The sequence below is a fragment of the Marinobacter santoriniensis NKSG1 genome, from assembly GCF_000347775.1.
GTDB classification, from domain to species: Bacteria; Pseudomonadota; Gammaproteobacteria; order Pseudomonadales; family Oleiphilaceae; genus Marinobacter; species Marinobacter santoriniensis.
Genome location: NZ_APAT01000018.1, coordinates 40,107 through 65,757 on the forward strand (window position 1 = coordinate 40,107; position 25,651 = coordinate 65,757).

The 25,651-nt window shown below is 59.6% G+C and carries 25 protein-coding genes; 17 read left to right on the forward strand and 8 right to left on the reverse strand.

Features of this window, described 5'->3' with window-relative positions:
• Nucleotides 1-28: 28 nt before the first annotated feature.
• Nucleotides 29-2,329 carry an LPS-assembly protein LptD gene (locus tag MSNKSG1_RS12410; RefSeq protein WP_008939626.1) on the reverse strand — a complete coding sequence of 767 codons (2,301 nt, stop codon included), beginning with the start codon at nucleotides 2,327-2,329 and terminating at the stop codon, nucleotides 29-31.
• A 286-nt stretch (nucleotides 2,330-2,615) separates the two neighbouring features.
• Between MSNKSG1_RS12410 and MSNKSG1_RS12415 the strand changes: the two genes are divergently transcribed.
• The 3 genes from MSNKSG1_RS12415 to MSNKSG1_RS12425 are packed head-to-tail and all read left to right on the forward strand — an operon-like array spanning nucleotide 2,616 to nucleotide 5,102.
• Entirely contained in the window at nucleotides 2,616-3,662 is a 1,047-nt protein-coding gene (locus tag MSNKSG1_RS12415) for an aminoglycoside phosphotransferase family protein (RefSeq protein ID WP_008939627.1), read from the forward strand.
• A complete protein-coding gene (gene murU, locus MSNKSG1_RS12420) occupies nucleotides 3,659-4,339 on the forward strand; it encodes an N-acetylmuramate alpha-1-phosphate uridylyltransferase MurU (RefSeq protein ID WP_008939628.1) in 681 nt (226 codons plus the stop codon). The genes MSNKSG1_RS12415 and murU overlap by 4 nt, the downstream gene beginning before the upstream one ends.
• A gap of 4 nt (nucleotides 4,340-4,343) precedes the next feature.
• Entirely contained in the window at nucleotides 4,344-5,102 is a 759-nt protein-coding gene (locus MSNKSG1_RS12425; RefSeq protein WP_008939629.1) for a DnaJ domain-containing protein, read from the forward strand.
• An 8-nt stretch (nucleotides 5,103-5,110) separates the two neighbouring features.
• On the opposite strand, the gene MSNKSG1_RS12430 is transcribed toward MSNKSG1_RS12425, so the two are convergent.
• Nucleotides 5,111-6,016, reverse strand: a complete 906-nt coding sequence (locus tag MSNKSG1_RS12430; protein WP_040886903.1) for a DUF3530 family protein — start codon at nucleotides 6,014-6,016, stop codon at nucleotides 5,111-5,113.
• 112 nt (nucleotides 6,017-6,128) lie between these two features.
• Between MSNKSG1_RS12430 and rpe the strand changes: the two genes are divergently transcribed.
• The 6 genes from rpe (at nucleotide 6,129) to trpC (ending at nucleotide 11,855) form a co-directional block, all read left to right on the forward strand.
• Entirely contained in the window at nucleotides 6,129-6,812 is a 684-nt protein-coding gene (gene rpe, locus MSNKSG1_RS12435; RefSeq protein ID WP_008939631.1) for a ribulose-phosphate 3-epimerase, read from the forward strand.
• Complete coding sequence (locus tag MSNKSG1_RS12440; RefSeq protein WP_008939632.1) at nucleotides 6,812-7,501, forward strand: phosphoglycolate phosphatase; 690 nt, start codon at nucleotides 6,812-6,814, stop codon at nucleotides 7,499-7,501. The genes rpe and MSNKSG1_RS12440 overlap by 1 nt, the downstream gene beginning before the upstream one ends.
• A 235-nt stretch (nucleotides 7,502-7,736) precedes the next feature.
• On the forward strand, nucleotides 7,737-9,224 hold the full coding sequence (trpE, locus tag MSNKSG1_RS12445) for an anthranilate synthase component I (RefSeq protein ID WP_008939633.1): 1,488 nt from the start codon (nucleotides 7,737-7,739) through the stop codon (nucleotides 9,222-9,224).
• A gap of 16 nt (nucleotides 9,225-9,240) precedes the next feature.
• Nucleotides 9,241-9,822 (forward strand): aminodeoxychorismate/anthranilate synthase component II, encoded by a 582-nt coding sequence (locus MSNKSG1_RS12450; RefSeq protein ID WP_008939634.1) that lies wholly within the window; start codon nucleotides 9,241-9,243, stop codon nucleotides 9,820-9,822.
• A 16-nt stretch (nucleotides 9,823-9,838) separates the two neighbouring features.
• A complete protein-coding gene (gene trpD / locus MSNKSG1_RS12455; RefSeq protein WP_008939635.1) occupies nucleotides 9,839-10,867 on the forward strand; it encodes an anthranilate phosphoribosyltransferase in 1,029 nt (342 codons plus the stop codon).
• Between the two features lie 175 nt (nucleotides 10,868-11,042).
• Nucleotides 11,043-11,855 (forward strand): indole-3-glycerol phosphate synthase TrpC, encoded by an 813-nt coding sequence (gene trpC / locus MSNKSG1_RS12460; RefSeq protein ID WP_008939636.1) that lies wholly within the window; start codon nucleotides 11,043-11,045, stop codon nucleotides 11,853-11,855.
• A 159-nt stretch (nucleotides 11,856-12,014) separates the two neighbouring features.
• Here the strand turns inward: trpC and MSNKSG1_RS12465 are convergent, their stop codons facing one another.
• Nucleotides 12,015-12,623: a DUF4202 domain-containing protein gene (locus MSNKSG1_RS12465; protein WP_040886904.1), complete on the reverse strand. Its 609-nt coding sequence runs from the start codon at nucleotides 12,621-12,623 to the stop codon at nucleotides 12,015-12,017.
• A 135-nt stretch (nucleotides 12,624-12,758) separates the two neighbouring features.
• Between MSNKSG1_RS12465 and MSNKSG1_RS19235 the strand changes: the two genes are divergently transcribed.
• Complete coding sequence (locus tag MSNKSG1_RS19235) at nucleotides 12,759-12,923, forward strand: hypothetical protein (RefSeq protein WP_160164274.1); 165 nt, start codon at nucleotides 12,759-12,761, stop codon at nucleotides 12,921-12,923.
• A 51-nt stretch (nucleotides 12,924-12,974) separates the two neighbouring features.
• Nucleotides 12,975-13,892, forward strand: a complete 918-nt coding sequence (locus MSNKSG1_RS18730) for a GGDEF domain-containing protein (RefSeq protein ID WP_051067788.1) — start codon at nucleotides 12,975-12,977, stop codon at nucleotides 13,890-13,892.
• 8 nt (nucleotides 13,893-13,900) lie between these two features.
• Here the strand turns inward: MSNKSG1_RS18730 and MSNKSG1_RS12475 are convergent, their stop codons facing one another.
• The 3 genes from MSNKSG1_RS12475 to MSNKSG1_RS12485 form a co-directional block, all read right to left on the reverse strand.
• On the reverse strand, nucleotides 13,901-14,518 hold the full coding sequence (locus MSNKSG1_RS12475) for a glutathione S-transferase family protein (protein WP_008939639.1): 618 nt from the start codon (nucleotides 14,516-14,518) through the stop codon (nucleotides 13,901-13,903).
• 94 nt (nucleotides 14,519-14,612) lie between these two features.
• Nucleotides 14,613-15,350, reverse strand: a complete 738-nt coding sequence (locus tag MSNKSG1_RS12480; protein WP_008939640.1) for an alpha/beta fold hydrolase — start codon at nucleotides 15,348-15,350, stop codon at nucleotides 14,613-14,615.
• Nucleotide 15,351: 1 nt separating this feature from the next.
• Nucleotides 15,352-16,452: a M14 family zinc carboxypeptidase gene (locus tag MSNKSG1_RS12485; protein WP_008939641.1), complete on the reverse strand. Its 1,101-nt coding sequence runs from the start codon at nucleotides 16,450-16,452 to the stop codon at nucleotides 15,352-15,354.
• A gap of 279 nt (nucleotides 16,453-16,731) precedes the next feature.
• Here MSNKSG1_RS12485 and MSNKSG1_RS12490 point away from each other — a divergent pair, with 279 nt between their 5' ends.
• The 4 genes from MSNKSG1_RS12490 to MSNKSG1_RS12505 all read left to right on the forward strand — a co-directional run bounded on the left by MSNKSG1_RS12490 (nucleotide 16,732) and on the right by MSNKSG1_RS12505 (nucleotide 20,850).
• Nucleotides 16,732-17,703 (forward strand): ABC transporter substrate-binding protein, encoded by a 972-nt coding sequence (locus tag MSNKSG1_RS12490; RefSeq protein ID WP_008939642.1) that lies wholly within the window; start codon nucleotides 16,732-16,734, stop codon nucleotides 17,701-17,703.
• Nucleotides 17,704-17,813: 110 nt separating this feature from the next.
• Nucleotides 17,814-18,851, forward strand: a complete 1,038-nt coding sequence (locus tag MSNKSG1_RS12495; RefSeq protein WP_008939643.1) for an ABC transporter permease — start codon at nucleotides 17,814-17,816, stop codon at nucleotides 18,849-18,851.
• A gap of 9 nt (nucleotides 18,852-18,860) precedes the next feature.
• Entirely contained in the window at nucleotides 18,861-19,919 is a 1,059-nt protein-coding gene (locus tag MSNKSG1_RS12500; protein ID WP_008939644.1) for a quaternary amine ABC transporter ATP-binding protein, read from the forward strand.
• 82 nt (nucleotides 19,920-20,001) lie between these two features.
• Entirely contained in the window at nucleotides 20,002-20,850 is an 849-nt protein-coding gene (locus MSNKSG1_RS12505; RefSeq protein WP_008939645.1) for a substrate-binding periplasmic protein, read from the forward strand.
• On the opposite strand, the gene MSNKSG1_RS12510 is transcribed toward MSNKSG1_RS12505, so the two are convergent.
• Both MSNKSG1_RS12510 and MSNKSG1_RS12515 read right to left on the reverse strand, forming a co-directional pair.
• The gene (locus tag MSNKSG1_RS12510; protein WP_040886905.1) at nucleotides 20,820-21,791 is read right to left on the reverse strand and encodes an META domain-containing protein; all 972 of its coding nucleotides are present in this window, start codon (nucleotides 21,789-21,791) and stop codon (nucleotides 20,820-20,822) included. The genes MSNKSG1_RS12505 and MSNKSG1_RS12510 overlap by 31 nt on opposite strands.
• Before the next feature lie 113 nt (nucleotides 21,792-21,904).
• Complete coding sequence (locus MSNKSG1_RS12515; RefSeq protein WP_008939647.1) at nucleotides 21,905-22,804, reverse strand: PEP-CTERM sorting domain-containing protein; 900 nt, start codon at nucleotides 22,802-22,804, stop codon at nucleotides 21,905-21,907.
• A gap of 333 nt (nucleotides 22,805-23,137) precedes the next feature.
• Here MSNKSG1_RS12515 and MSNKSG1_RS12525 point away from each other — a divergent pair, with 333 nt between their 5' ends.
• Together MSNKSG1_RS12525 and MSNKSG1_RS12530 are read left to right on the forward strand one after the other, a co-directional pair.
• Nucleotides 23,138-24,808, forward strand: a complete 1,671-nt coding sequence (locus MSNKSG1_RS12525) for a CocE/NonD family hydrolase (RefSeq protein ID WP_008939648.1) — start codon at nucleotides 23,138-23,140, stop codon at nucleotides 24,806-24,808.
• A gap of 93 nt (nucleotides 24,809-24,901) precedes the next feature.
• Nucleotides 24,902-25,645: a glutathione S-transferase family protein gene (locus MSNKSG1_RS12530; protein WP_008939649.1), complete on the forward strand. Its 744-nt coding sequence runs from the start codon at nucleotides 24,902-24,904 to the stop codon at nucleotides 25,643-25,645.
• Nucleotides 25,646-25,651 lie beyond the last annotated feature (6 nt).

Here is a 25,651-nt window from a genome sequence, read left to right on the forward strand (position 1 = left end):
CCGTTGGCATTCTTTGTCCGGCCCGGGCTTATGGAGTTCCGAAACGACGTTTTTCCCGTTCGTCATAACCGTAAATCGCTTCGGACAAACGTGTCGACGCACCCCCGCTGCCACCCAGTCCTTTCAGCTGGATCTGGAACAGCAGGCGATTATCCAGTTGTTGATCTTCGGTGAAATAGCCCTGGTGGACGACTTGCACACTCCAGCAGCAGTTGTTGTATTCAATTCCGGCCAGTGAGCCAACGGTCCGGTCGAGCACCGAATCGTAAACCCAGCGGCCAATCAGGCTAACACGGTCGGTAACCGGAAAAACCGCCGCCACATCCGACTGATCCAGCGAATCCTTGCTGTAGGTATGGCCGATGCTGGCCAGATAGCGGTAATCCTTCGAGTGGAAGGTCAGCTGACTCCGCCCTTCCTCCGTGCTTCCCGTTTTCGGGTCCCACAACCCTGATGAGCGGATTTCCAGGGTGTCCAGCGGATTAAGCACCACCTCGCCCGCCAGCGGGGACTCGCTGCGGGTGCTGCCGCCGCTGCCGAACAGGGTTACCTCCCGGTCGTCGAGATAGTGCACCTGCCCGATGCTGACCCTGGCCCGTTCCGCCCCGGTGACCAGATCGTTGATCCGACTGGTCAGGGCGACGGTAATCTGATTGGTATCACCAACCCGGTCGCCACCACTGAACCGATTGGGTTCGAACAGCTGGTCGAAACGGAAGCTCTTGATGGCGGTGTCGAAATCGGGAATGTAGTTCTGGTCCTTCGGGGCGCCAGCCCAGGCATAGTAGAGTCGCGGTTCGAGGCTCTGGTTGTAGGGCACCCCGAACAACTCCGAGCGACGATCGAAATACAGACCGTTGTCCCATTCCGCCACCGGAACGGTGCGATCAAAGCTGCCGTCTCCCAGCGAGTAATCGGTCAGGTCATAGCGGGTGTAATCAACGCTGACGGAAGGACGGGTAAAGCCCCACGGCGCCCGCATCGGAATTGCCAGCTCGGGAATGGCCCGTAAGCGCTGTCCATTGGCCCGGTCCAGGCCGGTCAGGCCGGAGTTGTCCCGGTAAAAATTGGTGTACTGACTCTCAAGCCCCATTTCCAGCCCGCCCAAGTCCGCGGTGGCACCATACAGCACCTCCGGCAACTGGGCGTAGGGTTTATTCACGTCAGCGATATAATTGCTGATGGTCTGGTAATCGTTCAGGAAGGCATCGAAATACTGGCCGGTACTGCGGTAGCGAAAACCGCCCCGGCGCCTGAGGTGCGTTGCCTGGCTGATGGAAAGGCTGCGATTCAGATCACTGAGATAGTCGTTGTCGCTGACCACCGAAAAATCCCCGTAGCCGGTCCAGCCGTTGCCGAATCGGGCCCGGGTCGATGCATCCAGCGCCCAACGCTGGCCATTATCGCCGGGATTGGCATCAGCATAGGCCTTATCGTTGTCGATGTAGCCCAGCTGCAGCACGGTCTGCCCGTACTGGCTCAGGTACCGCCCTTCTACCTCATTGAACAGGCCGCGACCATGAATGTACTGGGGTGTGAGCGTTGCGTCGTAATTCGGCGCCAGGTTCAGGTAGTACGGCAGTGCCAGAAATCCGCCGCTGCCCGCGCTCGACGAGCCGAACTGTGGATACAGGAAACCGGTCTTGCGTCGGTTATCAATGGGAAAACTGACCCAGGGCCAATAGAAAACGGGGACGTCCAGCACCTCAAGCCGGACATTCTTTGCGGTTCCAAAGCCCTCCGCCCGATCCAGGCGAATGTCCGAGGACACCAGGGCCCAGTCGTTCTGACGGGGGCCACAGGTGGTCAACAACCCGTCCCGTATCACCACTTCACTCTCGCTCACCCGCGAGAGGCTGTCGGCATTACCCCGCATTTCCGGTCCGTGCAGCAGGAAGGTCGCAGCGTCAATATCGAAGCGCCCGCTGTCCAGGCTGTAGCGGGCGGTGTCTCCGGTCAGAAGAAAGCCATCGCCACGACTCACCAGTGGCCCCAGAATGGAGACTTCGCCCTGGGCCTGGTCGTACCGGGCCTCTTTACCGGTGACTTCGAAACGTCCCTGGCGGATACGCACATCGCCATCAAGACGGAGGGTGCGGTCTATTTCGTAACGAGCATTCAGTCCGCTGGCTTCCAGCGGCGCGGAAGTGTCCGACTGATCGCCTCCGAACACCCCGGGCTGATCACTTCCGCCTGAGGGCAGATAACCGCCATCGCAAAACACCGGTAACCGGCTGCGAACCGACTCCGGCAAATCGGCTTTCGGGCGCCAGTCTATTTCCGCTGCGGACGGAGCCGCTGCCTGCTGCGCCAGAACCGGCGCCGCCATCGCAAGACTCCCCAATGTCGCCACGACCGCTTTCGCGGCCACGCGTGTCCGGCTCACGGGTCGGCGGCCGGCCGGCAACATGGAACGGCAACTGGTGGATGGCACGGTGGCAGGATTCCTGTTCCGGTTGATGGGTGATCGGATGCTGAATTCGAGCCGCCTAGTTTACACGTGCCCCCCGACCTTGTTAACGCCAACGCCGCTGTAAAACGGATTTACCCGCTTTATACTCCTCTGCTAACTTTCGCTTGAAGAACAAACTACATCGGGAACGACCAGACCGTTTATGGACACACGCCTGCAATCCCTGACCCAGTGGGTCAGGCAGTTTCCCGGCTTTGAAGAGGCTGAGGCCGAGCCGGTGTCGGGTGACGCCAGCTTCCGCCGTTATTTCCGGGTATGGCGGCGCACCACCGACGCGCGCCGCTCGCCGTTTATCGTCATGGATGCCCCGCCTGAACATGAGGATTGCCAACCCTTCGTCGCAATTGCGCGGCATTGGCACTCCCGGGGCGTTGCGGTGCCTGCCATCGAGGAGCAAGACCTCAACCAGGGTTTCCTGTTGATCGAGGACTTTGGCGATCGGCTGATGCTGGGGGAGCTGGACGATCCCGCCAACGCCGACATGCTCTACCGGCAGGCACTGGACGAACTGATCGACATCCAGCGGCTGCCGTCTCCGGAGGATTATCGACTTCCACCCTACGATGCGGCGCTGCTCGACCGGGAAATGGCCCTGTTTCCCGACTGGCTGCTGGAACGGAAACTGGGCCTGGAGCTGGACAACAGCGTGCGCTGCCTGCTCGATACCACCTTTGCCTTCCTGCGCGAAAGTGCTCTGGCTCAGCCGGAGGTTACGGTCCATCGTGATTATCATTCCAGGAATCTGCTGATCCGCGCCGGGGCCGGACGCCCCGGAGTGATCGACTTCCAAGACGCCGTTATCGGGCCGGTAACCTACGACGCGGTCTCACTCCTTAAGGACTGCTACATCGAGTGGCCGGAGGCACAGCTGGGCGAATGGCTGGAATATTTCCGTCAGTCGGGACTGACGGCCGGCCTGCATCACGCCGATGCCGATACCTTTCGCCAGTGGTTTGAGCTGATGGGCATGCAGCGCCACCTGAAAGCAGCAGGTATCTTTGCACGCCTGTCCATTCGCGACGGCAAACACGGCTATCTGAAGGATATTCCCCGCACCGTGGGGTACCTGATCCGCGCCAGCGCACGTCAACCGGCCCTGCGTCACTTCCACGAATGGCTATCAGTCACAGTCATGCCGAGAATCGAGCAACAGCTCGGGACATCAGCCACGGAGGCGCCCGGCCCGTGAAAGCCATGATTCTCGCCGCCGGCAAAGGCGAACGAATGCGGCCTCTCACCCTGACGACGCCCAAACCACTTCTGACGGCTGGCGGAAAACCTCTCATCGAATACCATCTTGAGCATCTTCGGGAGGCCGGTTTTCGGGACGTGGTGATCAACCATGCCTGGCTGGGCGACCGTATCGAAAACACACTGGGGAGTGGCCAGCGCTTCGGACTGAACCTGGAGTATTCCCGGGAAGGAGAACCGCTGGAGACCGCTGGCGGCATCATCCGCGCGCTGCCAATGCTGACGAACACCGGATCGGACTGGTTCCTGGTGATCAACGGCGATATCTGGACCGACTTTCCGCTCGGAGCATTGCAGCCGATCGAAGGCCAGGACGCAGTCCTTGTGATGGTCGACAATCCCGCTCATAACCCCGACGGTGATTTCCGGATGATGCCCTCGGGCACGCTCGCCAGTGTCGGCCCCGGGAAGCTGACCTTTGCCGGCATCAGCCTGTTACACCGCCAGCTCTTCCAGGGACTGGACGACAGTGCCGGGAAGCTCGGACCGATACTGAGGAGAGCCATGGCCCAGGGCCGCGTTGCAGGGCGTTATCACGGTGGCGAGTGGGTCGACGTTGGCACTCCGGAGCGATTGCAGGCGCTGGACCAACACCTCTCGGCCGGGAGGTACTGACGCGATGAGCGGCAACCCCAGCCATCCGGCCTTGCCGGCCCGCATGGAAGCCACCTTCTCAACGCTGCTCAACCGACTGACGGACTGCAACCATCAGGCCACCGGCTTTCTCGAACAGTCGCCACTGCCCCGCTGGAGTCGTCGCTGCCTGTTTTTCTGCCTGGGCTATGTGGCCCGTGCCGACGGCCGGGTAACTGAAGCCGACATTGCATACGCAGAGGGACTGATCCGGGCCCTGGGACTGTCGGCGCGACAACGAAGGAAAGCCATCAAACGGTTCCAGGACGGCAAAACCAGGAAATCGCTGCCGCACATGACCGGACTGCCTGTTCGGCTTTTCAGCCGGCTCTGGCCGAGACCGGCACTGACGCTGGCGGTTTGCCTGTGCCACGCAGCGCAACTCAAAGGACCACCCGGCAAGGCCCGGCGCTACCGTTGCGAGGATGCCATTGACCGACTCGGGCTGCCGGTCGGAATCTGTGACGACATTCTGGAAAGTTACGCCCGTAAAGTCTGGATACGCCCCGCGGACATCCCGGCAAAACCGGAAACCTACGATGACGCCTGCCGGCTTCTGGGCGTGACTCGCCGGGATTCTCAGGCCACCATCAAACGGGCATACCGCAAGAAAGTCTCCGAATGCCACCCGGACAAACTGGCCCAGCAACGACTGTCACCCAGGGAGCTAAGCCTTGCCAAGGAGCAGTTACTGCGTTACCAGCAGGCCTGGGAATTGATCCGACAGCGCCAGCGTCCGCTCTGAGCCCGCAATCACGGATTCTGCTTGGCCAGCCAGGCCAGAATACGATTCGCGACCGCATGCGCCGATGCTTCACCGGGCGGAGAGGCCATAGCAACCGGCTGCAGGGAATAACCGGGGAAGCCGGATTTCCGGACGGCGACCGAACGACGGCGGGCCTCGTCCATCCTTTCTCCCGGAGATAGCTCAAGCACGGACAGCCCGCCGGCACCGGACAGGGTCTCTGGCAATACCGACGCATCTGCCGGATAAAAATCCGGAGCCACCCACACCAGCGTAGACGTGCCGGGCTGGGCAACCGCCTGTTCCAGGACATGGCCGGCGCCATAGCCGACTCCGACCAGCACCGGCCGGCTGTACCCCTCATCGGATGCAAACGTGAGAGCCGCGGTCAGGGCCTGAAGGACTCGGGTTCGATACGCGGCAACGGCATCGTCCGGTGATTTGCCCTTCATCACATCGATCATGACCGATTCTTTGCCCGACTTGGCCGGATCGGCACCGCCCGGAGCCTTTCCCGGTTCCTCGAGCAGGCGTTCCAGACCGGAAGCAGGCGTCTCAAGCCCAAGCGAAACAACCGCCCAACCGCTGTCAGACAGGCGCCTGCCAAGGCCCTGGGCAAACTCGCTCGCGGCGCCCTGTCCCGCATCCGAGAGCAGCACAATCGCGCCTTTGGCCGGCACTGTCTGGGCGGCAAAATACAACGCAGGCACCTGCCCCCCCTCCTCAAGGTCAAGCCCGCGATACCGGTCCGGGAACTCACCGGCCAATCCAACTTCTCCCGAGCCCGCATGGGCAACCGCTCTGGGTTGAGACTGGGCGGACTGACTCTGGGGCTGAGCAGGCGGTTCCGACGACTGGGCCTGGGCCGTCACCGCCCATAACAGCCCGACGATGCAACCAACCCAAACGGACATTACCGGTCTGCGATGAATTCTAGGCACGAATCCTGACTCTTTGGCGGCGAAAAGGACAATTCAAACTGGTAGACTAGCATCCTCCAAACCGACCCGCATTGAGAGAGACAGCATGAATCCGTATCTGATTGCCCCATCCATCCTGTCGGCTGATTTTGCCCGGTTGGGCGAGGAAGTCGACAATGTGCTGGCCGCAGGCGCCGACATCGTTCACTTCGACGTGATGGACAATCACTACGTGCCTAACCTGACCATCGGTCCCATGGTGTGTGAGGCCCTGCGCAAACACGGCGTCACAGCCCCCATTGACGTACACCTGATGGTATCGCCGGTGGACGACCTGATCCGCATGTTCATTGACGCGGGAGCAAGCTACATCACCTTCCACCCGGAAGCATCCAACCACATCGACCGGTCCCTGCAACTGATCCGCGAAGGTGGCTGCAAGGCAGGGCTGGTGTTCAACCCGGCAACGCCGCTGAGCTACATGGATTACGTGATGGACAAGCTGGACATGGTTCTGCTGATGTCGGTCAACCCGGGCTTCGGTGGCCAGAAGTTCATTCATGGCACCCTGGACAAACTCCGTGACGCCCGTAAGCGGATCGACGCCAGCAACTACAATATCCGCCTTGAGATTGACGGTGGCGTCAAAGTGGACAACATCCGGGAGATTGCCGAGGCAGGCGCCGATACCTTTGTTGCCGGGTCCGCGATCTTCAATACCGACGACTATTCGGCCACCATCGACGCCATGCGCGAAGAGCTCGAGCAGGCCCGAAAGGTGATCGGCTGATGAGCCTGAAAGGGTTATTCAATGCCCGCTGGCCCGGCGTTGCCCTGTTCGATCTTGACGGCACGCTCGTGGACAGCGCCCCGGACCTGGCGGCCGCAGTCGACCAGATGCTGGAACACCTGGGCCGCTCGCCCGCCGGCATCGACAAGGTGCGGAACTGGGTCGGCAATGGTGCCGCCATTCTGATCCGCCGGGCCCTGGCGGGCCAGACCGACTGGGAGCCCGCCCGGCCCGCGGACGACGCGTTGTTCAAGGACGCGCTGACGATTTTCTACCACCACTATGGCCTCATCAACGGTCGCTATTCCCGGGTGTATCCCGGTGTCGAGGACTGCCTCACACAGCTCAGGCAGCAGGGCTGCCGTCTGGCGGTCGTGACCAACAAGCCGGAACAGTTCGTGGCCCCGCTACTGGAGCAGATGGGACTCGACCATTGGTTTGATTTGAGCATTGGTGGCGACACCCTGCCGGTCAAGAAGCCGGATCCGGCACCGCTGCTCCATGCCATGGAACAACTCGGGGGTACCAAGGGGACCTCGGTGATGGTGGGAGACTCCGCCGCCGACGTAAATGCCGCCATCGCAGCCGGCATTCCCTGCGTGGCCGTGCGATATGGCTACAACTTTGGCGGACCGGTGGACAGCCTCGGAGCGGACGCGGTTGTTGATTCGCTTGCCGAGCTTTTGTAATCTCGCAAGGACGTTATAGTGAACACTTCTGATCGGGAGATTCCTGCCGTGCAGGGACTGAATCTGACTGCAGCGCGAGGCGTATTGACAACCCGCGCAACACGATGGTGGCGATGGCGCACTGGCTGAATGGCCCGGCGGCAGACTGCTTCGTGCGTGTCGACGCCGCAACACCTGACGCAATGGCAACCGGCGATTGCGTCCTCATGCAGATCAGATTTCAGGAAACCCAGACATGACACCCGAGCAATTCTCCGAGCTCGCCCAAGCCGGCTTTAACCGTATTCCTGTGTACCGCGAAGTCCTGGCGGACCTGGACACCCCCCTGAGCACCTACCTCAAACTCGCCAGTGGCCCCTATTCCTATCTCTTCGAATCGGTCCAGGGTGGCGAAAAGTGGGGGCGTTACTCCATCATCGGCCTCCCGAGCCGGGAAGTCCTGAAGGTGTTCGATCACCGTATCGAAGTCAGCCGGGACGGCGCAGTTGTGGAACAGGAAGACGTCGAGGATCCACTCGCGTTTGTGGACGAGTACCAGAAGCGCTTCCATGCCCCGGACCTTCCGGAGTTGCCCCGTTTCAACGGCGGCCTTGTCGGCTATTTCGGGTATGACACGGTGCGTTACATCGAGAAACGCCTGCGCCGTTCCTGTCCGCCGGACCAGATCGGCACGCCCGATATTCTGTTGATGGTGTCGGATGAAATCGTGGTGTTCGACAACCTCCGGGGCAAGCTGCACCTCATCGTTCACGTGGATCCGAGCGATGAGGGGGCCTACGACCAGGCTCAGCAGCGGATCGACGAACTGGAAAGCCGGCTGCACCGTCAGACCGCCAATGCTCCGAGAACACCCGAGCACCTGCGCGGAAAGAGCGTTGATGAAAGCGACTTCGTGTCCGGCTTCACCCAGGAGCGCTTCGAAGCCGCTGTCGACCGGATCAAGGAATACGTGCTGGATGGCGATGTCATGCAGACCGTGATTTCCCAGCGGATGTCGATCCCGTTCGAGGCTCCGCCCCTGAACCTCTACCGCTCATTGCGGGTGCTGAACCCTTCCCCCTACATGTATTTCCTGGATCTGGAGGACTTCCACATTGTCGGTTCCTCGCCGGAAATCCTGGCCCGAGTGGAGGACGAGGAAGTGACGGTACGCCCCATCGCCGGCACCCGGAAACGGGGTGCCACGGACGCCGAAGACCGGGCCCTGGAATCGGAACTGCTGGCGGATCCGAAAGAGATTGCCGAACATCTGATGCTGATCGACCTGGGCCGCAATGACGCCGGCCGGGTATCGGAGACGGGTACGGTTCGGGTCACCGACAAGATGATTGTGGAGCGCTATTCCCACGTCATGCACATTGTCTCCAACGTGACTGGCCGACTGAAAGAAAACACCAGTTGCCTGGATGTCCTGCGCGCCACCCTGCCAGCGGGAACGCTCAGCGGCGCACCCAAGATCCGCGCCATGGAAATCATCGACGAACTGGAGCCGGTGAAAAGGGGCGTCTACGGCGGTGCCGTGGGCTACCTCTCGTTCAACGGCAACATGGACACGGCTATTGCCATCCGCACTGCTGTTATCAAGGACAATACCCTGCACATACAGGCGGGTGCCGGCGTTGTCGCCGACTCGATCCCGCGCCTCGAGTGGAAGGAAACCATGAACAAGGGCCGAGCCATCTTCCGGGCCGTGGCCATGACCTACAACGACTACGACCACTGAGGCGGAGGGAAAGAGTATGCTCCTGATGATCGACAACTACGATTCCTTCACCTACAACGTGGTGCAGTACCTCAGCGAGCTGGGGGCCGACGTCCGTGTCTTCCGCAACGACGACATTACCGTTGAAGAGATTGAAGCCCTCCAGCCCGAACGTCTGGTGATCTCCCCGGGCCCCTGCACCCCCAACGAAGCCGGCATCTCCATGGCGGCGATCCGGCATTTCGCCGGCAAGCTCCCGATCCTGGGCATCTGCCTCGGACACCAGGCCATTGGCCAGGTCTTCGGAGGCAACATCGTTCGCGCGGGCCACGTCATGCACGGCAAGGTGTCGCCGGTGTACCACAAGGATGCGGGGGTTTTCCGGGGCCTGAGCAATCCGCTTCAGGCCACCCGATACCACAGCCTGGTGATCGAACAGGACACACTGCCGGATTGCCTGGAAGTGACGGCCTGGACCCGGAATAACGATGGGTCGGTCGAGGAAATCATGGGCGTGCGCCACAAAACGCTGACCATCGAAGGCGTTCAGTTCCACCCGGAATCCATCATGACGGAACAGGGACACGAGCTGCTGCGCAACTTCCTGCGAACACAATAAAAGAGGCCGATTTTCCATGGACATGAAACAAGCTCTGAACCGCATTGCCTCCAACCTGGACCTGTCCCGGGAGGAAATGAAGGAGGTCATGCGCATTGTCATGAATGGCGAAGCCACAGATGCCCAGATCGGCGCGTTTTTGATGGGGCTGCGCCTGAAGAGTGAAACCATTGACGAGATCACCGGCGCCACCGAGGTGATGCGGGAACTGGCCACCTCCGTCACCGTCAATGCCGAACCGCTGGTGGACATCGTCGGGACCGGTGGCGACGGCGCCAATCTGTTCAACGTCTCATCGGCGGCGTCGTTTGTGGTCGCTGCCGCCGGTGGCTACGTCGCCAAACACGGTAACCGCGCGGTCTCTTCGAAAAGCGGCAGCGCCGACCTTCTCGAGAAAGTGGGCATCAACCTGGACATGAAACCGGAGGAAGTCGCTCGCTGCGTTGAGCAGATCGGCGTCGGCTTTATGTTTGCCCCGGCCCATCATGGCGCGATGAAGCATGCCATCGGCCCACGCCGGGAGCTCGGTTGCCGGACGATTTTCAACATTCTCGGCCCGATGACCAATCCGGCCGACGTGAAGCGCCAGCTGATCGGCGTGTTCACGCGGGAGCTTTGCCGGCCCATGGCAGAAGTCCTTCATCGTCTGGGTGCCGAGCACATCATGGTGGTCCATTCCAAGGACGGACTGGATGAGATCAGCCTTGCCAGTTCGACCCATGTGGCGGAACTCAAGGATGGCGAGATCAGTGAATACGACATCACGCCGGAGGATCTGGGCATCAAGAGTCAATCGCTGGTGGGCCTGACCGTCGAAACGTCTGACGAATCACTGACACTGATCAAGGCCGCCTTCGGCCGGACCCATGACGAGATTACCGAGAAGGCCCGGGATATGATTGCACTGAATGCCGGGGCAGCGATTTATGTCGCCGGTCTGGCCCGCAACGCCAAAGAAGGCGTGGATATGGCTCTCGATGCCATGGGCTCCGGGCTGGCGGCGGGCAAGATGTCCGAGCTGGCCGATTTTTCTCAATGTTTTTGATGTGATAATCCCTGCCAACGTCTCGGCAGGACGACCCGGCGGAACTGGGCTTTCCAAAACACGCCCGTAAATACATCCCTGTAGGGCTTGGCTGCAGCCTTCCATGGCTGCAGACAGTTTTGGAAAGCCCAGCCCCACCGGCTCTCGCATACTCTGTATCTGTAGCAGGCCCTTAATGACCAACAGACATCTGGACAAGACCCCCACCATTCTTCGAAAAATCGTCGACCGGAAGTGGGAAGAAATTGATGAGCGGAAGCGGACCGTTTCCATCGACGATCTGAAAGCCATGGCAGGCGATCAACCCGCCGCCCGTGGTTTTGCAAACGCACTTCGAAACCGGATTGAAGCGAGCACGCCCGCTGTCATTGCCGAGATCAAGAAAGCCTCCCCCAGCAAAGGCATTCTGCGCGACCCCTTCGAACCAGAAGCGATTGCCGAAAGCTATGAGCAAGGCGGTGCGGCTTGTTTGTCCGTGCTCACCGACAGGGATTTTTTCCAGGGCCATGAGGACTACCTGAAGGCCGCGCGTGCTGCCTGCAACCTGCCGGTTATCCGCAAGGACTTCATGGTGGCGCCCTACCAGGTATACGAGAGCCGGGCCATCGGTGCCGACTGCATCCTGCTGATTGCGGCGTGTCTGACCAAAGACCAGATGCAGGAACTCGAGGGCATTGCTCACGAAATTGGTCTGGATGTGCTGGTGGAAGTCCACGATGGCGAGGAGCTGGAGGATGCGCTGACTCTCAAAACGCCGCTGGTGGGCATCAATAACCGGAATCTGCACACCTTTGACGTGTCACTGGACACCACGTTCAACCTGCACGAACGGATCTCCTCCGACCGGCTGACCATTACCGAGAGCGGCATCACGACGCGAGCGGATGTGGAAGCCATGACTTCCCAGGGTATTTATGGCTTTCTGGTAGGCGAATCGTTCATGAGGGCGAAAGATCCAGGAGCCAGACTCCAGGAGCTGTTTTTCTGAGAGGTCCCTCCAGAAGCCGCGTCAGTTCGGCGGGCAGCCTCGGCCAAAATCGTGCGGAGCCATGGATGGCGTAGCCGAGCGTACAGGGAAGTATTCACAGCGTATTTTGGCCGAGGCTGCCCGCCGGACTGTACACCACCGCCTGCGATCCAAAAATCGTTAAGCCAACGCTTCGCCGAGTAAGGTTTGCAGGTGCTCCGGCAACTGCCCCGCCAGCTTTAACGCCGCCTCATGCCCCCGGGGCGACATCTTGCCCCAGGTCCGGCGTACGATTCGCAGCCACTTTTCCCAATCATAGTCCGGCTTTTCCTCGTAGAACCGGGAAAAGTAGCGCTCCAGGAAAACCAGGCAGGCCACATCCTCGAGTAGCTGCGTGTCGGGATCGTTTCGCAACTCCCGCTTGGTCAGAATGGTTTCAACCCGCGCGCATTCGTCGGGCGCACACCCACACTCCGCCATGATCTCCGCGGCCCGGCGGCCGTGCATGCGACCACAGGCCTGACGCCATTCATAGTAGTCCTTCCGACCTTCCGGATAGTCACTCCGGGGAAGCCGCCAGCGCTCAATGTGCTGGGCCCGGCAGGCAATCTGCATGCGCTCGGAGGGTGCCTCTTCAATGGCAAACAGCCAGCGAGTCATGTGCAGGCTGTAGGCATATTCGCGAGGCAGGGACTGACCATCCACCACCTCTTGATGAGGGTCCTGCCGATTGGCGCGATCAATCCTGTCGAGCACGCATCCGAGACGTCCGGCACCAGGTTCTGTCATCTATACCCCCAATATGTAGTATTTATAGGTGTATATCTCAAGCGATATACCCCCTATGGCCGGTTGTAACCGTAAGCAGAGTCACAGGATAATTTCAAAAGACACACATTCAAGTTCGCAAACTCTTTACCCGATATGCTATTCACCCAGCCCGACATTCCCCGCGAGTGGCAACCGGCCTACCGTGACTACCGACAGCGGCTGGAAGCGCTGCTCGCCATATTGGGTGCCTGGCTCATCCTGTTCACCATGCTCGCCTATCAACTCAGCTACAGCATTCGGGGAGTCTCCACACCGTGAATATGGTCCCTCGAATACCTGGTCCGGATTCCGGTTTATGCCAGTCTGTTGATGACATTCCTGAGCCACTATGCTGGCTGGCCCCGGTGGCAACCCAAAATCCTGATTCGCGCGATGAGCATGTCCCTGATGGGCATGATCCTCATCCTGTTTGTCATTTACTTCTACTGGAAACGGGAGGGGCTTCACCAGATCACCGACGGCCTGATGATCAGTCTGTTCGGCGTCACACTCATGTCCACGCGGGGCTTCAGGGACTGGATGATACAGATCGGCGTGCCTCTGGCCCTGTTTGCAGGCGCCGCATTTTATCTGAGGGTGCCGCTGAGTGACCTGATGCCGTTCCTGTTTGGCCCGATGATCATGGTGATCATCGGTTTTCTGACCAGTGAGGCACTGCGAAACCTCTCGATCAATCAGTTCTTGACCAAGCAATCACTTCGGCAGCTCGCCACAACGGATCAGCTCACGGGCCTGATGAACCGTCATGCCTTCCTGCCCCTGATTCGTCATGAGATGAACCGGAGTCGACGCAGCAAGCGTTATCCCCTGAGTGTCATCCTCGCAGATCTGGACCACTTCAAGCATATCAATGACCGGTATGGTCATGACGTCGGAGACCAGGTCTTGCGTGAGACCGCCGTACGCGTGACAGCCTCGCTTCGTCAGCAAGATGTCGTATGCCGCTGGGGTGGCGAGGAGATACTGATCATGCTGCCCGAGACAACGGTCGAGAACGCCATGACCGTCGCCGACAAAATCCGGCGGGCCCTGGCTGACACCCCGATTCCCACTGACAGGGGCCTGATTCGCCAGACCATCAGCCTGGGCGTTGCCCGCTTCCATGGCGAACAACACCCGGAAAATCTGATCAAAAGAGCCGACGAGGCGCTTTACCAGGCCAAGGACACCGGCCGGAACCGCGCAATTCTGGCGCCCGCCTCCAAGGCAGTCACCACATCGGACTGACGGGAGTATCAGGCCCTAGCTGAGGGGCGCTCCTTGATCCGGTCGTACCAGGCCTGCAGGTGAGTCTGCTCCGGCTTGATACGGACGTTGACCACCTTGGCAAACGCAACCGTCGTGAACGCATTGATATCCGCGGCCGTGAACCGGTCACAACAGATAAACTCTTTTCCTTCCAGGTGCTTATCGAGGAAATGCATGAATTTCTCGATACTCTGGCCGCATTCCTCGCCCCACTCCTTGATCGGATTCATGCGATCCTTGAAATAGCCGGTAGTATGCTGGAAGCACATCCCCGTCGGCATGAAAAAATACAGCTCGATCCAACGCAACCACTGCTCAACCAGAGTCTTTTCCAGGGGTGTTTCACCCAGCAGCTTCGGGGTGTCCGGGAAACTCTCCTCGAAATAACGACAAATCGCCATGGTTTCGGCGATACAGGTACCATCATCGAGCTCCATTACCGGCACCTTTTTCATAGGATTGCGGGCAACGAACTCCGGGGTCAGGTTTTCACCTTTCTGCAAGTCAATCTCGATGAACTCGGCCTTGTCCAACAGCCCTTTCTCGGCCATGAACATCCGCACTCGACGGGGATTGGGAGCCGTCTTGGTTTCAAAAATTTTCATTGTTTTTAACTCCTTCCGGACATCAGATGGGCCCTTGCAGGGCAGTGAGGCAGACCAAAGCCTGACCGGAAAAAAGAGTTGCGTCAAGCAACCGTTAAGCGTCCGGCAACCAGCTCTCCAGCTGCTTCAGAATCCAGCCGGGATCATCGAGGGGCAGGTCATGGCCGGCATCCGGATGGAGTTTCAGTGTCCACTGCCAACGGGACTCGATGTCTGCGCTGCAACGCCAGTTCACGATGCGGTCGCCCTGGCTCGCCAGCAGCAACGCGTCTGGCAATGGCCTGGATCCGGCGGGCGTGTAACGGGCAGCCGCCTTGAGCTGGCGGTAGGCATTGCCCCGACTTACCGGTCGCTGACGCTGGATGCTGTACCACCGTTTCGCCAGTTCCAGCGGCACCGGTCGGTTGGAGGTCAGGCGCAGGATATCCCGCTCGCGCTCGAATAACTCCCGACGGGCCAGTAACCTCAGAATCTTTGGCCAGCTGGCGGGTCGCATACGATGCCAGGGTGGGCTGAATCCGGAGCTGGTGTTGACCAGGACCAGATGCTGGATTTCGCCGGGATCCGCGTGTTGCGCCCAATCCAGCGCGACCATCCCTCCCATCGATAGCGCCAGAATGCTGAAGGGGCGTGGCATGTGCGAGACGCTCCGACAGACCTGGCGGCGAATTCCCTGGATCGCATCGGGGCTGGGTTCACGAAAATGGACCCCGGTGCCGGGCAGATCGACGGTATGGAACCGATGTTCCGGGAACGCGGCCCCCAGCTGGTGCGGGAAATCGCCCCAGTGGGCCTGTTCCCGCGTCAGACCGCGCAACAGAATCCAGTCCATACTAGTTCGTATCCCGATACCAGTGCATGATGGCCGCTTCCCTCAGCATGGACTCGGATGCCGGATCCGGCAACCAGTGTCGATGGCTGGCCGCCGCGTGCAGGAGAAAGTCGATCCAGGCGAGATGGCTGCGCAGGACTCGTCGATGACGATGGGGTACCAAAGGATTGAAGAAACCATCCAGCCGGAACAGCTGCCGGGGCCGCTTCCGGATCCAGCGCCAGGATCCCATTTCCAGGGTCAGTGGAAGGAAAATGCCATTGCTGTCTCGATTGATCTGCTTGTAGAAATAGTCCCAAAGATCGCCATGGGTCAGATAGTGCCGGGACTGGGGCTCGAATCGGTAGTCATGGTTGGGGTAGGCCTGCTCCCAGATCAGTTTCAGGGCCAGTACCGATGCGATCCCGCGCATGGGCCGGCGACGATAGGCATAGGGAAACCAGATCTGGTCCTGCCAGCCAAAACCGCTGTGGCAATCCAGCGCCACGCTGAATGGCCGGTCCGGCAAGAGTTCCCGGATGACCGATTCCAGGGTGAGATTTTCGACTTCCATCCCGGTTTCCGGCGCTCCCGTATACCAGGGAAGGTGACGGGAAAACCGCTGTCCACCCAGCATGAACGTACTTCGCTCCTGCGCCTTGATCGGCGCGTTCCGCATCAGGTCGACGCCGTTCGGGTTGCTGCGCTGGTTCAGATACATCCCTCCGGGATTGAGGATAGGCAGGACGGTAATATGGATATCCTCGAGCAGCCGGAGCAGGGACTGGTCCCACCCCATTCGGCTGATCAGGGTGCCCAGCCAGGCAATCACAACCTGAGAGCCGATGCGCTCGAGTCCATGGACGCCTCCGACCAGGAGAACCGCGGGTGCATCCTCCCGTTCAGAGCCAATGTCCACCCGATAGATCGGCAAGGTCATATCGCTCACACCGGCGTAGTCGGCAACGCGAGTTGTGACGCTCCCCGGAGCCTCTGCAAGAAGGCGTTCGAGATCGACCAGCTCGGGCAGAAAGGTCCGCAACCGGCCCCGCTGCTGCCGGTCGCGCCGAGCCTGTTCCGCAGGAATCACCCGGTGTGGGGTCAGGTTCCGTAATTCCGTCATTTACACCTCCGGTCGACAAGCCGCAGAGGCTACCAGCGAAATGCTACAAAGCGCTGACACCGACATTAAATCTGCCCATTGAAACGACGGATTTCGCAGAAAACCTTGAACGAATCTTCATTATCCTTATCCTTAGAGGTCAATGCTTTCGGAATCCGTCGTTTTGAACAACGTACTCGAAGCCTTGTCGTATCCCCTCGCTTTCAATCCATCAGGATTGCTTGTCCGTAATTTTCTGAAACTTTTCAATACCTCACCAACCGAACAGGAGAAGTGACCATGAAAAAGTTTACTTCCGCGGCCCTGCTGTGCGCAGCCGCTCTTCCCGGATTCGCCCACGCCAGTGACTGTGGCGAAGTCTCCATCACCGAGATGAACTGGGCTTCCGCAGCCGTCGTGACCAACACGGCCAAATTCATCATGGAACAGGGTTACGGCTGCAAAGTATCTGTCGTGCCGTCTGATACCGTGCCTGCAGTGACCTCCGTCGCCGAAAACGGTGAACCGGACATCGTTACCGAGCTCTGGCTGAATTCCGCCGGTGAGGCCTATACGCGTCTGGAAGATCAGGGCAAGGTCGAGCGGCTGGGCAAGGTTCTGGATCCAGGCGGTGTCGAGGGCTGGTGGATTCCCACCTATCTGGCCGAGGAACATCCGGAGCTTAAAACCATTGAAGGCGTGATGGCGCACCCTGAGTGGGTCGGCGGCACGTTCAACAACTGCCCGGATGGCTGGGGCTGTCGCGTGGTCAATGACAACCTGATCCGCGCTCTGGATCTGGAATCCTCAGGCCTCAAGGTGTTCAACCACGGCTCCGGTGAAACCCTCGCCACCTCCATGGCCTCTGCGGTTCAGGACCACAAGCCCTGGTTCGGCTACTACTGGGGGCCGACCGTACCGCTGGGCAAGTACGACATGACCCGCGTCAAAATCGGCGACATCAAGCCAAAGGTCCACAAGGCGAACCAGACCCCGGACAATCCGAACCCGGGCGTGTCCGACTTCCCGGCAGCGCCGGTACTGACCTCGGTCACGACCACTTTCAAGAAGCAGCATCCTGAAGTGGCCGACATGCTCAGCAAGATGACCTTCAAGACCGAAACCATGAGCGGTATCCTTGCATGGAAGAGTGAGAATAACGCGTCGGCTGAAGAGGCCACGGTCCACTTCCTGAGCAACAACCCGGACGTCTGGTCCGGCTGGCTGAACGATTCTGCCAGAAAGAATCTGTCCAGCCTGCTCAACAAGTAACGAGCCAACCCTCCCAGCCAGGGTGGTGGCTGCCGGCCGCCACCCTCTAACCTATCCATCGACCGTTCGCCCCTCGTCCGGTCGATGGTTCGACGGGAATCAGAACAATCATGGCTACCTACGATTTCGTATTTTCCGCCCTGGGGCTGGAAGACTGGTGTTCCCAGGGCCAAAGCAGCTCGCCCATGTCCATGGCCCAGCTGCTGTCCAAAGCCAAAGGTGGAGACGGTACCGAAGTCACCTCCATCTGGGACCTGCCGTTCCCATCCCTGGATGCGCTACACAAATCCTGTTCAGCCTGGCCACAGTCCCGCGATCTGACCAAGGGCCTCGAAGACGGGTTTCTGCAGATCAAGGACAATCTGAGCCTGGTGCTTGATCCGATCACCCAACCACTGAGCTGGTCTCTGGACGGCGCGCTCTACACGATGCTGCACACGCCCTGGTGGATCGTTATCCCGGTCCTGCTCGCCGTGGTCTTTTTTGTCACCAAGTCATGGAAGCTGGTGTCCTTCGTTGCCGGCAGCATCGTCCTGCTCGCTTTCATCGACTATTACGATTATGCGATGCAGACGCTCTCTATTATTTTCGTCTGCGCGTTCCTGTGCGTATTGGTGGGTGTCCCGATAGGGATAGCGATGTCCCGCAGTGATGTTATGCAGCGCATGACCATTCCAATACTGGACATGCTGCAGACGTTGCCTCCGTTTGTTTACCTGATCCCGCTGATTTTCCTGTTCAGCGTGACCGAATCCAAGCTTTACGGCATCGCCATCATTCTCTATGCCATCGTGCCGGTCATCCGGCTGACCAACCTCGGTATCCGACTGGTGGACAAAGAGGTCATCGAAGCCGCCGATGCCTTCGGCATGACGCCCTGGCAAAAGCTCTACAAGGTCCAGATCCCCCTGGCACTGCCCAACATCATGGCTGGTGTGAACCAGACCATCATGATGAGCCTGGCCATGGTCGTCATCGCGTCACTGGTATCCGCTCCGGGCCTGGGCGTACTCGTATTGAAAGGCATCCGGAATCTGGAATTGGGTGTTGGCCTGGTGTCCGGCCTCGGTATCGTGATTCTGGCGGTTATCCTTGATCGGGTTACCAAAGCTTCCCTGGCGCGTATCAACGCGGCACAGAAACAGTGAGGACGCCCCGTGACTTCTGATGTAAAGATTTCTATCAAGAATCTGTACAAGATCTTCGGTCCGACACCCGACGTTGCCCTGGAGTATGTGCGCCGGGGTATGGGCAAGGCCGAACTGCTGGAAAAGCACAACCACGTTCTTGGCCTGCGGGACATTAACGTCGACATGCACGATGGCGAAATCACCGTCATCATGGGCCTCTCAGGCTCGGGCAAGTCGACGCTGATCCGCCATCTCAACCGGCTGATTGAGCCGACCGCCGGAGAAATCCGCGTGGATGGGGAGGACGTTCTTTCCTTTAACGAAAACCAGTTGCGCGAGCTACGGCGCAAGAAAATGTCCATGGTGTTCCAGAAATTTGCGTTGCTGCCCCATCGCACCGTCCTGGAAAACGCAGGTATGGCCATGGACGTCAGCGGAGTCTCCACCGCCGACTTCGAGCATGAAGCCCGAAAATGGCTCGCGCGAGTGGGGCTGGAAGGCAACGAGCACCAGTATCCGCATCAACTCTCCGGGGGCATGCAGCAACGGGTTGGCATCGCCCGGGCGCTGGTCTCGAACTCGCCGATCATGCTGATGGACGAGGCCTTCTCTGCCCTGGACCCGTTGATCCGCTCCGACATGCAGGATCTTCTGCTTGAGCTTCAGGAAGAGCTCAAGAAAACCATTGTCTTCATCACCCACGATCTGGATGAGGCTCTGAAACTCGCGGACCACCTTGTCATTCTTAAGGACGGCGAAGTCGTGCAGCAGGGTGACCCCCAGGACATCCTGCTGAATCCCGGGGATCCCTACATTGTGGACTTCATTTCCGACATCAACCGGGCCCGGGTACTGCGTGTCCGATCGGTGATGAAAGAGCCCAGCGGCGACGCACAGGACTATGCCGGCGATATCTCCGAGAAGGACAATCTGGAGTCCGTGCTATCCCTGTCCGGCGGTGACACCAATCTGACCTTCCGGGTCGTGCGGGATGGCGAAACGGTCGGCGATCTGAGCATGAAAGAACTCACCCGGGCCCTGGTGCCCCTGGCGGCAGCCTCGGAGTCCCGCCAAAAGGGCCGATAACCAATCGGCAGGTTACAAATCCCCTCCGGGCGGCTATGCTTGAAGTATTCGCCGCCCGGAGTGTGGCTTTTGGTTCCTGCTCATGTTCAAGCCCCTGGTTCTTTTTCTGCTTCTGCTGTGCACCGCCTGTTCTCCCAAGGACCCACCTGCCGCTGTACCCGAAACTCCGGAATCAGACACCGCACTGGCAGCGCCTGCCGCAAACGCTGCGGAAACACCCGACTCCCTCGTGGTACTGGCAGCCGATCCGTGGTGTCCTCACAATTGCGAAGCTGGCTCCGAAGCGGAAGGCTACATGGTCGACATTGCCAGAGAAGCCTTTGCTCGAGTAGGCGTGACCGTTCAGTACATCAACATGAGCTGGGCCCGGGCACTCTACCAGGCCGAGGCGGGGGACGTTGATGGCGTTATCGGCGCTTTCACCGGCGACGCCCCGGGCTTTCTGTTTCCGACTGAGCCAGCCGGCTATTCCCGGATCGAGCTGTTTACACACCCGGACAGCACCTGGATGTACACCGGTACCGGATCCCTCCGGGACCAGACACTGCTGGCTATCAATGGTTATTCCTATTCGCCCGATCTTGATGCCTATATCAAGGCCCATCAGGACGAGCCGGAACGAATCCTGATCCTGTCAGGGCCCTCGCCGCTGAATCGTGCCATTCAACTGGTCTGGGAACGGCGGACGGATGTGTTTCCGGAAGACCGGGAAGTGATGAACTGGACCATGAGGGAACGCCCGGCCGAGACGCGCCTTCGGAGTGCGGGTCCGCTATATGAGTCTCCGATATACGTCGCATTTTCCCCTCACAAAGCGACCGCCCAAAAACGGGCAGAGCAGCTCTCCGAGGGTATTCGTGCTCTGAAGGCGTCCGGTCGATTTGATCAGATCGTAGCTCGCTACGGTATAGAACCATCCGAACTCCGATGAGCGACAATAGCCCGACCATCAGGCGCCAGCAACCTGAGCTCACCGCGCGTTCCGATGCGGAACCGGTTTACCTGACCCAGCAATTCCTGAAAACGATGCGCCTGGTTCATGAGCGATGGCGCACACGCCATTCGTGTCGATGCGAGTGAGCCGAGCGTCAGCCCCTCACCCGTCAGATGGTAGCGTCCGGTATAGCGGTTGCAGGAGGACCTTCCCGCGACCCGGTGTTGGTCAAGAAACCGGACAGTCACCCGGGTCCGGTCCATAACAGGGCTTCCATCGATTGTCTCGACGACCCAGTCCACGCCTCGTAACAGGCGTTCGGGATCGCCGCCACAGCCCTCGAAAGCCTCGCCATTAATGGTCAGGTGCGCCTGCACCGGATACTGGCTCCCGGACATGGTGTCGTTACAGAGCTGCCGGGCAACGCTGAGTTTCACCCGGACACCGGAACCTTCAGCGACAAACGTCCTGCCATGGCGACCCGATTGCTCGAGTTCCGCGTCCAGACGCAACGGGGTCGTCGATTCATAGGGTCGTTCAAGCGTCAACTGGCCCCCAGCCACCTGCACCCGCCAGAAGGGCTCGTTACCGCGGGCTTCAAACGGTTCTTCAATGGCACCAGGTTCCAGACACTCGGGGTAACGCTCGCCATCAATGGTCAGCGACGCTCGCTCGCCCTTGCTCCAGAACCGGGTGTTCGGGTTATCCGGGGCCGCATAAAGCGCTCCGGACGCGCTCTCCACAGGCTTGAGCAGCAGGCGCTGATCCGCAAAATCGATGCCCAGCAATCCTGCATCGGTTTCTGCGACACGAATATCCAGCTGACCACAGCTATAGGTATTCGATGACGACTTTTCCGGCATGAGTGATGCGCAGGCGACAAGCGCAAGAGCCGCGGCAAAAACGCACGCGGTACGGAGAGTTCGAAGGCATTGCATTTGGATATCCCTATCTCGATCGGTTAACGGCGCCAATTCTAGACAGGAATGCACAGGTGGGAAAGCGGATAACCGGAGCCGCCAAAAAGGCGACTCCGGTTGGACGGGGTTTGTCAGGATTTTTTACGACGGAATGCCAGACCGGTCAAACCCAGACCAAGCAACGCCAGGGTGCCTGGCTCCGGTACAGAGACCGGGGGCTGTTCGGTAATTTCCTGTACCTTGATATCCACAAAGGCCTTGGTGAACGAGGTAGCGTTATCACCGCCGCTGCGCAGGATGCCCAGATCCCAGCCGGCACCGCCGGATTGCAACGCCAGGTCAACGTAGTCTGATTCAGTGGTTCCATAGCCGGAGCCAATCACACCCAGACCTTCACATTCGGTATAACCACCGGAACCATCGGCCTCGAAGCCGTTTTTAGCGCTGTCTACACCGATCGCCCCGGATGGCGCACCACACCCAAAGGAGTTATCAACGACGACATTCAACAGGGCATTGAGGCGGCTGAGTCCGGACAACAATCCCGTCTTGTTCAGGGCACCGTTGGTGTTATCCCGATCCTCATCGGTGACAAGGATGAAGTTCACCGCCGCGCCGGATCGATAGGAAAGGTTGTTCAGGGCCCAGTCGATGGCGTTCCAGCCATCCTCCGTTCCCCCGCCCGTCGTCAGGGTTCCGGTGGCGGTCGAGAATTCAGTGGCACTGCCCCACTCCTGGACACCGGTAGTGCCTGCATCCATATCGTGGGGATTCGGAGGATAATGACTTCCGGATCCACCAAACCCAATCAGTGAGTAACGGTTGGCATCGGAGGTACCGACACCCTGCGCGGTCAGCCCGGATTCCAGGCCGGTGATCATGTTCCCCAGCCAGCTGTGCTCACCCGACATCGAGCCGGATTCGTCCACCAGAAACACCACGTCCGCCGTGGTGGGTACCGCCACTGCCGGCGAACTCATCAAAACGGCGGCAGCCACACCGGCTGCGCCAGACATCCATCGCTTGTTCATACCTGAACTCCTTCTCTAAGGTTCAATTTGTTGCAATCATCAACTAAGCGGAAATCCTGCCAACCCGGATTTTTTTTCAAAACATCAATAAGTTGGAAACGTTTCCGAAAAATCGTATGCAAAATTCTGTAAAACACCTCGACACCCTGTAAACGATTGAAGACAAGCACTACCCCGAAAGTTGGCATCAACGGACAAGCCCGGATGTGACCGGCATCCGGGTAGGATCTGGCGATGTCTCTACACTGGACCCGCTTTCCGCAGTAAAGAAGCACAATCCCTTACCGGCCTGCTAAAGGGCCGAGCCTCTATCCAAAAACAACGAAAGGCTGAATGATGATGAAACAATCCCTCGTCAGGGCACTGATACCCTGCCTATTGCTTTTTCTGTTTATCCTCCCGGCGGATCGTGCCAGCGCCGGTGAATCGGCGCTCTTTCCGACCGCCTCGCTGGTCGCCGGGGTGCTGAACCAGCCGCTGTTTCCAGTCTCCGATGCCTACACCACCAACGACGACGTGGTGATCTACGCTGATGATGGCGTCAACCTGGAAGCCAATGTCTTTATCCCGACCTCCGGCCAATCCAGCTATCCGGCCATCATCTTCGTGAACAGCTGGGGCCTGAACGAGTATGAATACCTGACCGCGGCCGGTCGGCTGGCCGAGCAGGGCTACATCGTCCTGAGCTACAGCAGCCGCGGCTGGGGCAAATCCGGCGGCCTGATCAACACCGCCGGGCCGAAGGACATGACGGATTTCAGTGCCGTCGTGGACTGGCTGATCACGAACACGCCCGTCGACCCTTCTGCCATTGGTGCAGCCGGCATTTCCTACGGTGCGGGGCTCAGCCTTCTCGGTGCCGCCCACGATCCCCGGGTCCGCGCTGTCGCGGCCATGAGCGGCTGGGGCAACCTGGCCGAGGCGCTGTATGGCCAACAAACCCCGCGGTTAGTTTGGGGCGAACTGCTGACCCTGACCGGCGAACTGATCGGGCATCCGGATCCGATCATCAATGAACTCTGGCAGAACATCCTCCACCAGCAGGACGTCGATACGACCATCGCCTGGGCCAACCGGCGTTCGCCGCTGTCCGTCGTCGATCAGCTGAACGCCAATGGGACCGCGGTGTACATGGCCAACAACTGGGGCGACAACCTGTTCCAGCCCAATAGCCCCCTGCGCCTGTTCCATCAGCTGAGCGGACCGAAACACATTGATCTGCAACCCGGCACCCACGCCACGGTAGAGATCGTCGGTATGATCGGTGACGGCAATACCCACGTGTGGAATAACGTCCAGCGATGGTTTGATCGTTACCTGAAAGGCCAACCCGACGCCATGGAAGGACAACCCCCCGTGCAGATGAAAATAAAGCTGAGCAACCGCTATGAAGGCTTCGCAGACTTTCCGGTACCTGCAACCCAAACCCGGCGCTGGTACCTCCACCCCCGCACCTGGTTCAGCCAGGGCGAGCTCAGCGACACGCCCTATCAGAGCTGGTTCGGAAAGACCGAATGGATCAGCTCCTGGGCAGGAACCCTGGCAGATACAGGTATCCCGCTGGCTTCCCAGCTCTTCGAACAGGTCAATGTGCCGGTGGTGGCGCCCATCCTGACGCTGGGACGTGACCGGAGCATCTGGTTCCAGACGCCCAAACTCGGTTCTCCGCTGAAAATTCGGGGGATCCCGGAAACCACGGTCCAGGTGACTCCGAAATCCGATCACCTGCAACTGGTCGCGTACCTCTACGACATGGACTGGACAGGCACCGGCAAACTCATCACCCATGCCCCCATTACAGTGCCTGAGACCACACCGGGCCAGAGCCTGACACTGGACATTGACCTGGTCGCAACCGCCTACGATATTCCCGCAGGCGACCGTCTGGTACTGGTCATCGACTCCCGGGATCTGCTCTACAAGTACCCCGACCAGGGCACCACATCGGTCGGCTTCGAGTTCAGCAACAACCGGGCTTCGACGCTTGAAGTCCCTGCCCTCTAGGTGACAGAAGTCCCGGCAGGACCTGCCGGGACTTCTGAAAACGTCGGTTCGACGGTATGGTAGAGCTCTCTCAAGGTCAGGAAGACATACATCATGACAGTCAGGCTCTACCAGTTCGCCATTTCCCATTACTGCGAGAAAATCCGATGGGCGCTCGATTACAAGGGCGTCCGCTACGAGACGATCAACCTGTTGCCGGGCCAACACATTCGCCCGATCCGCTCGCTGACCGGAAAGGCAACGTCGGTTCCGGTCCTCGATCACGACGGCGAAATTGTGCAGGGCTCAGCCGCCATCATCGATCACCTTGATAAAAGCTTTCCAGAGCATTCCCTGACGCCCGATGACCCGGAACAACGTCAACAGGCCCTGGACTGGGAACATCGCCTCGACGAAGAGGCCGGCCCTGCCGTGCGCTGCTGGTCTTACCACTACCTTTTGCAGCGCCCCAAGCGGGTCATTCCGATGCTGGCCGCGGGCACGCCTTTCTATAATCGCTGGCTGTTGAGCCTGGCGTTCAGCCGTGTCGATGAAACCATGCGCCAGTGGATGAAAATCAATCAGAAAACCGCGGATGCCTCTGAGCGAATCATGGAATCCCTGCTAACGGAACTGGCGGAACATTACCGGCGACGTCCCTTCCTCGTGGGCGACCGGCTATCGCGGGCGGATCTTGCAGCGGGCGCCCTGTTCGCCCCCTTGTTCCAGCCCCGCCAATACCCAGTGCCATGGCCTGCACAGCAGAAACTTCTGCCCCCCATGCGCGACTGGCTCACGCGCATGGAGCCGAGCATCGCACCGCTACGGGAGCATTATCTGAAACACCGGGGGAACTGACTCAGA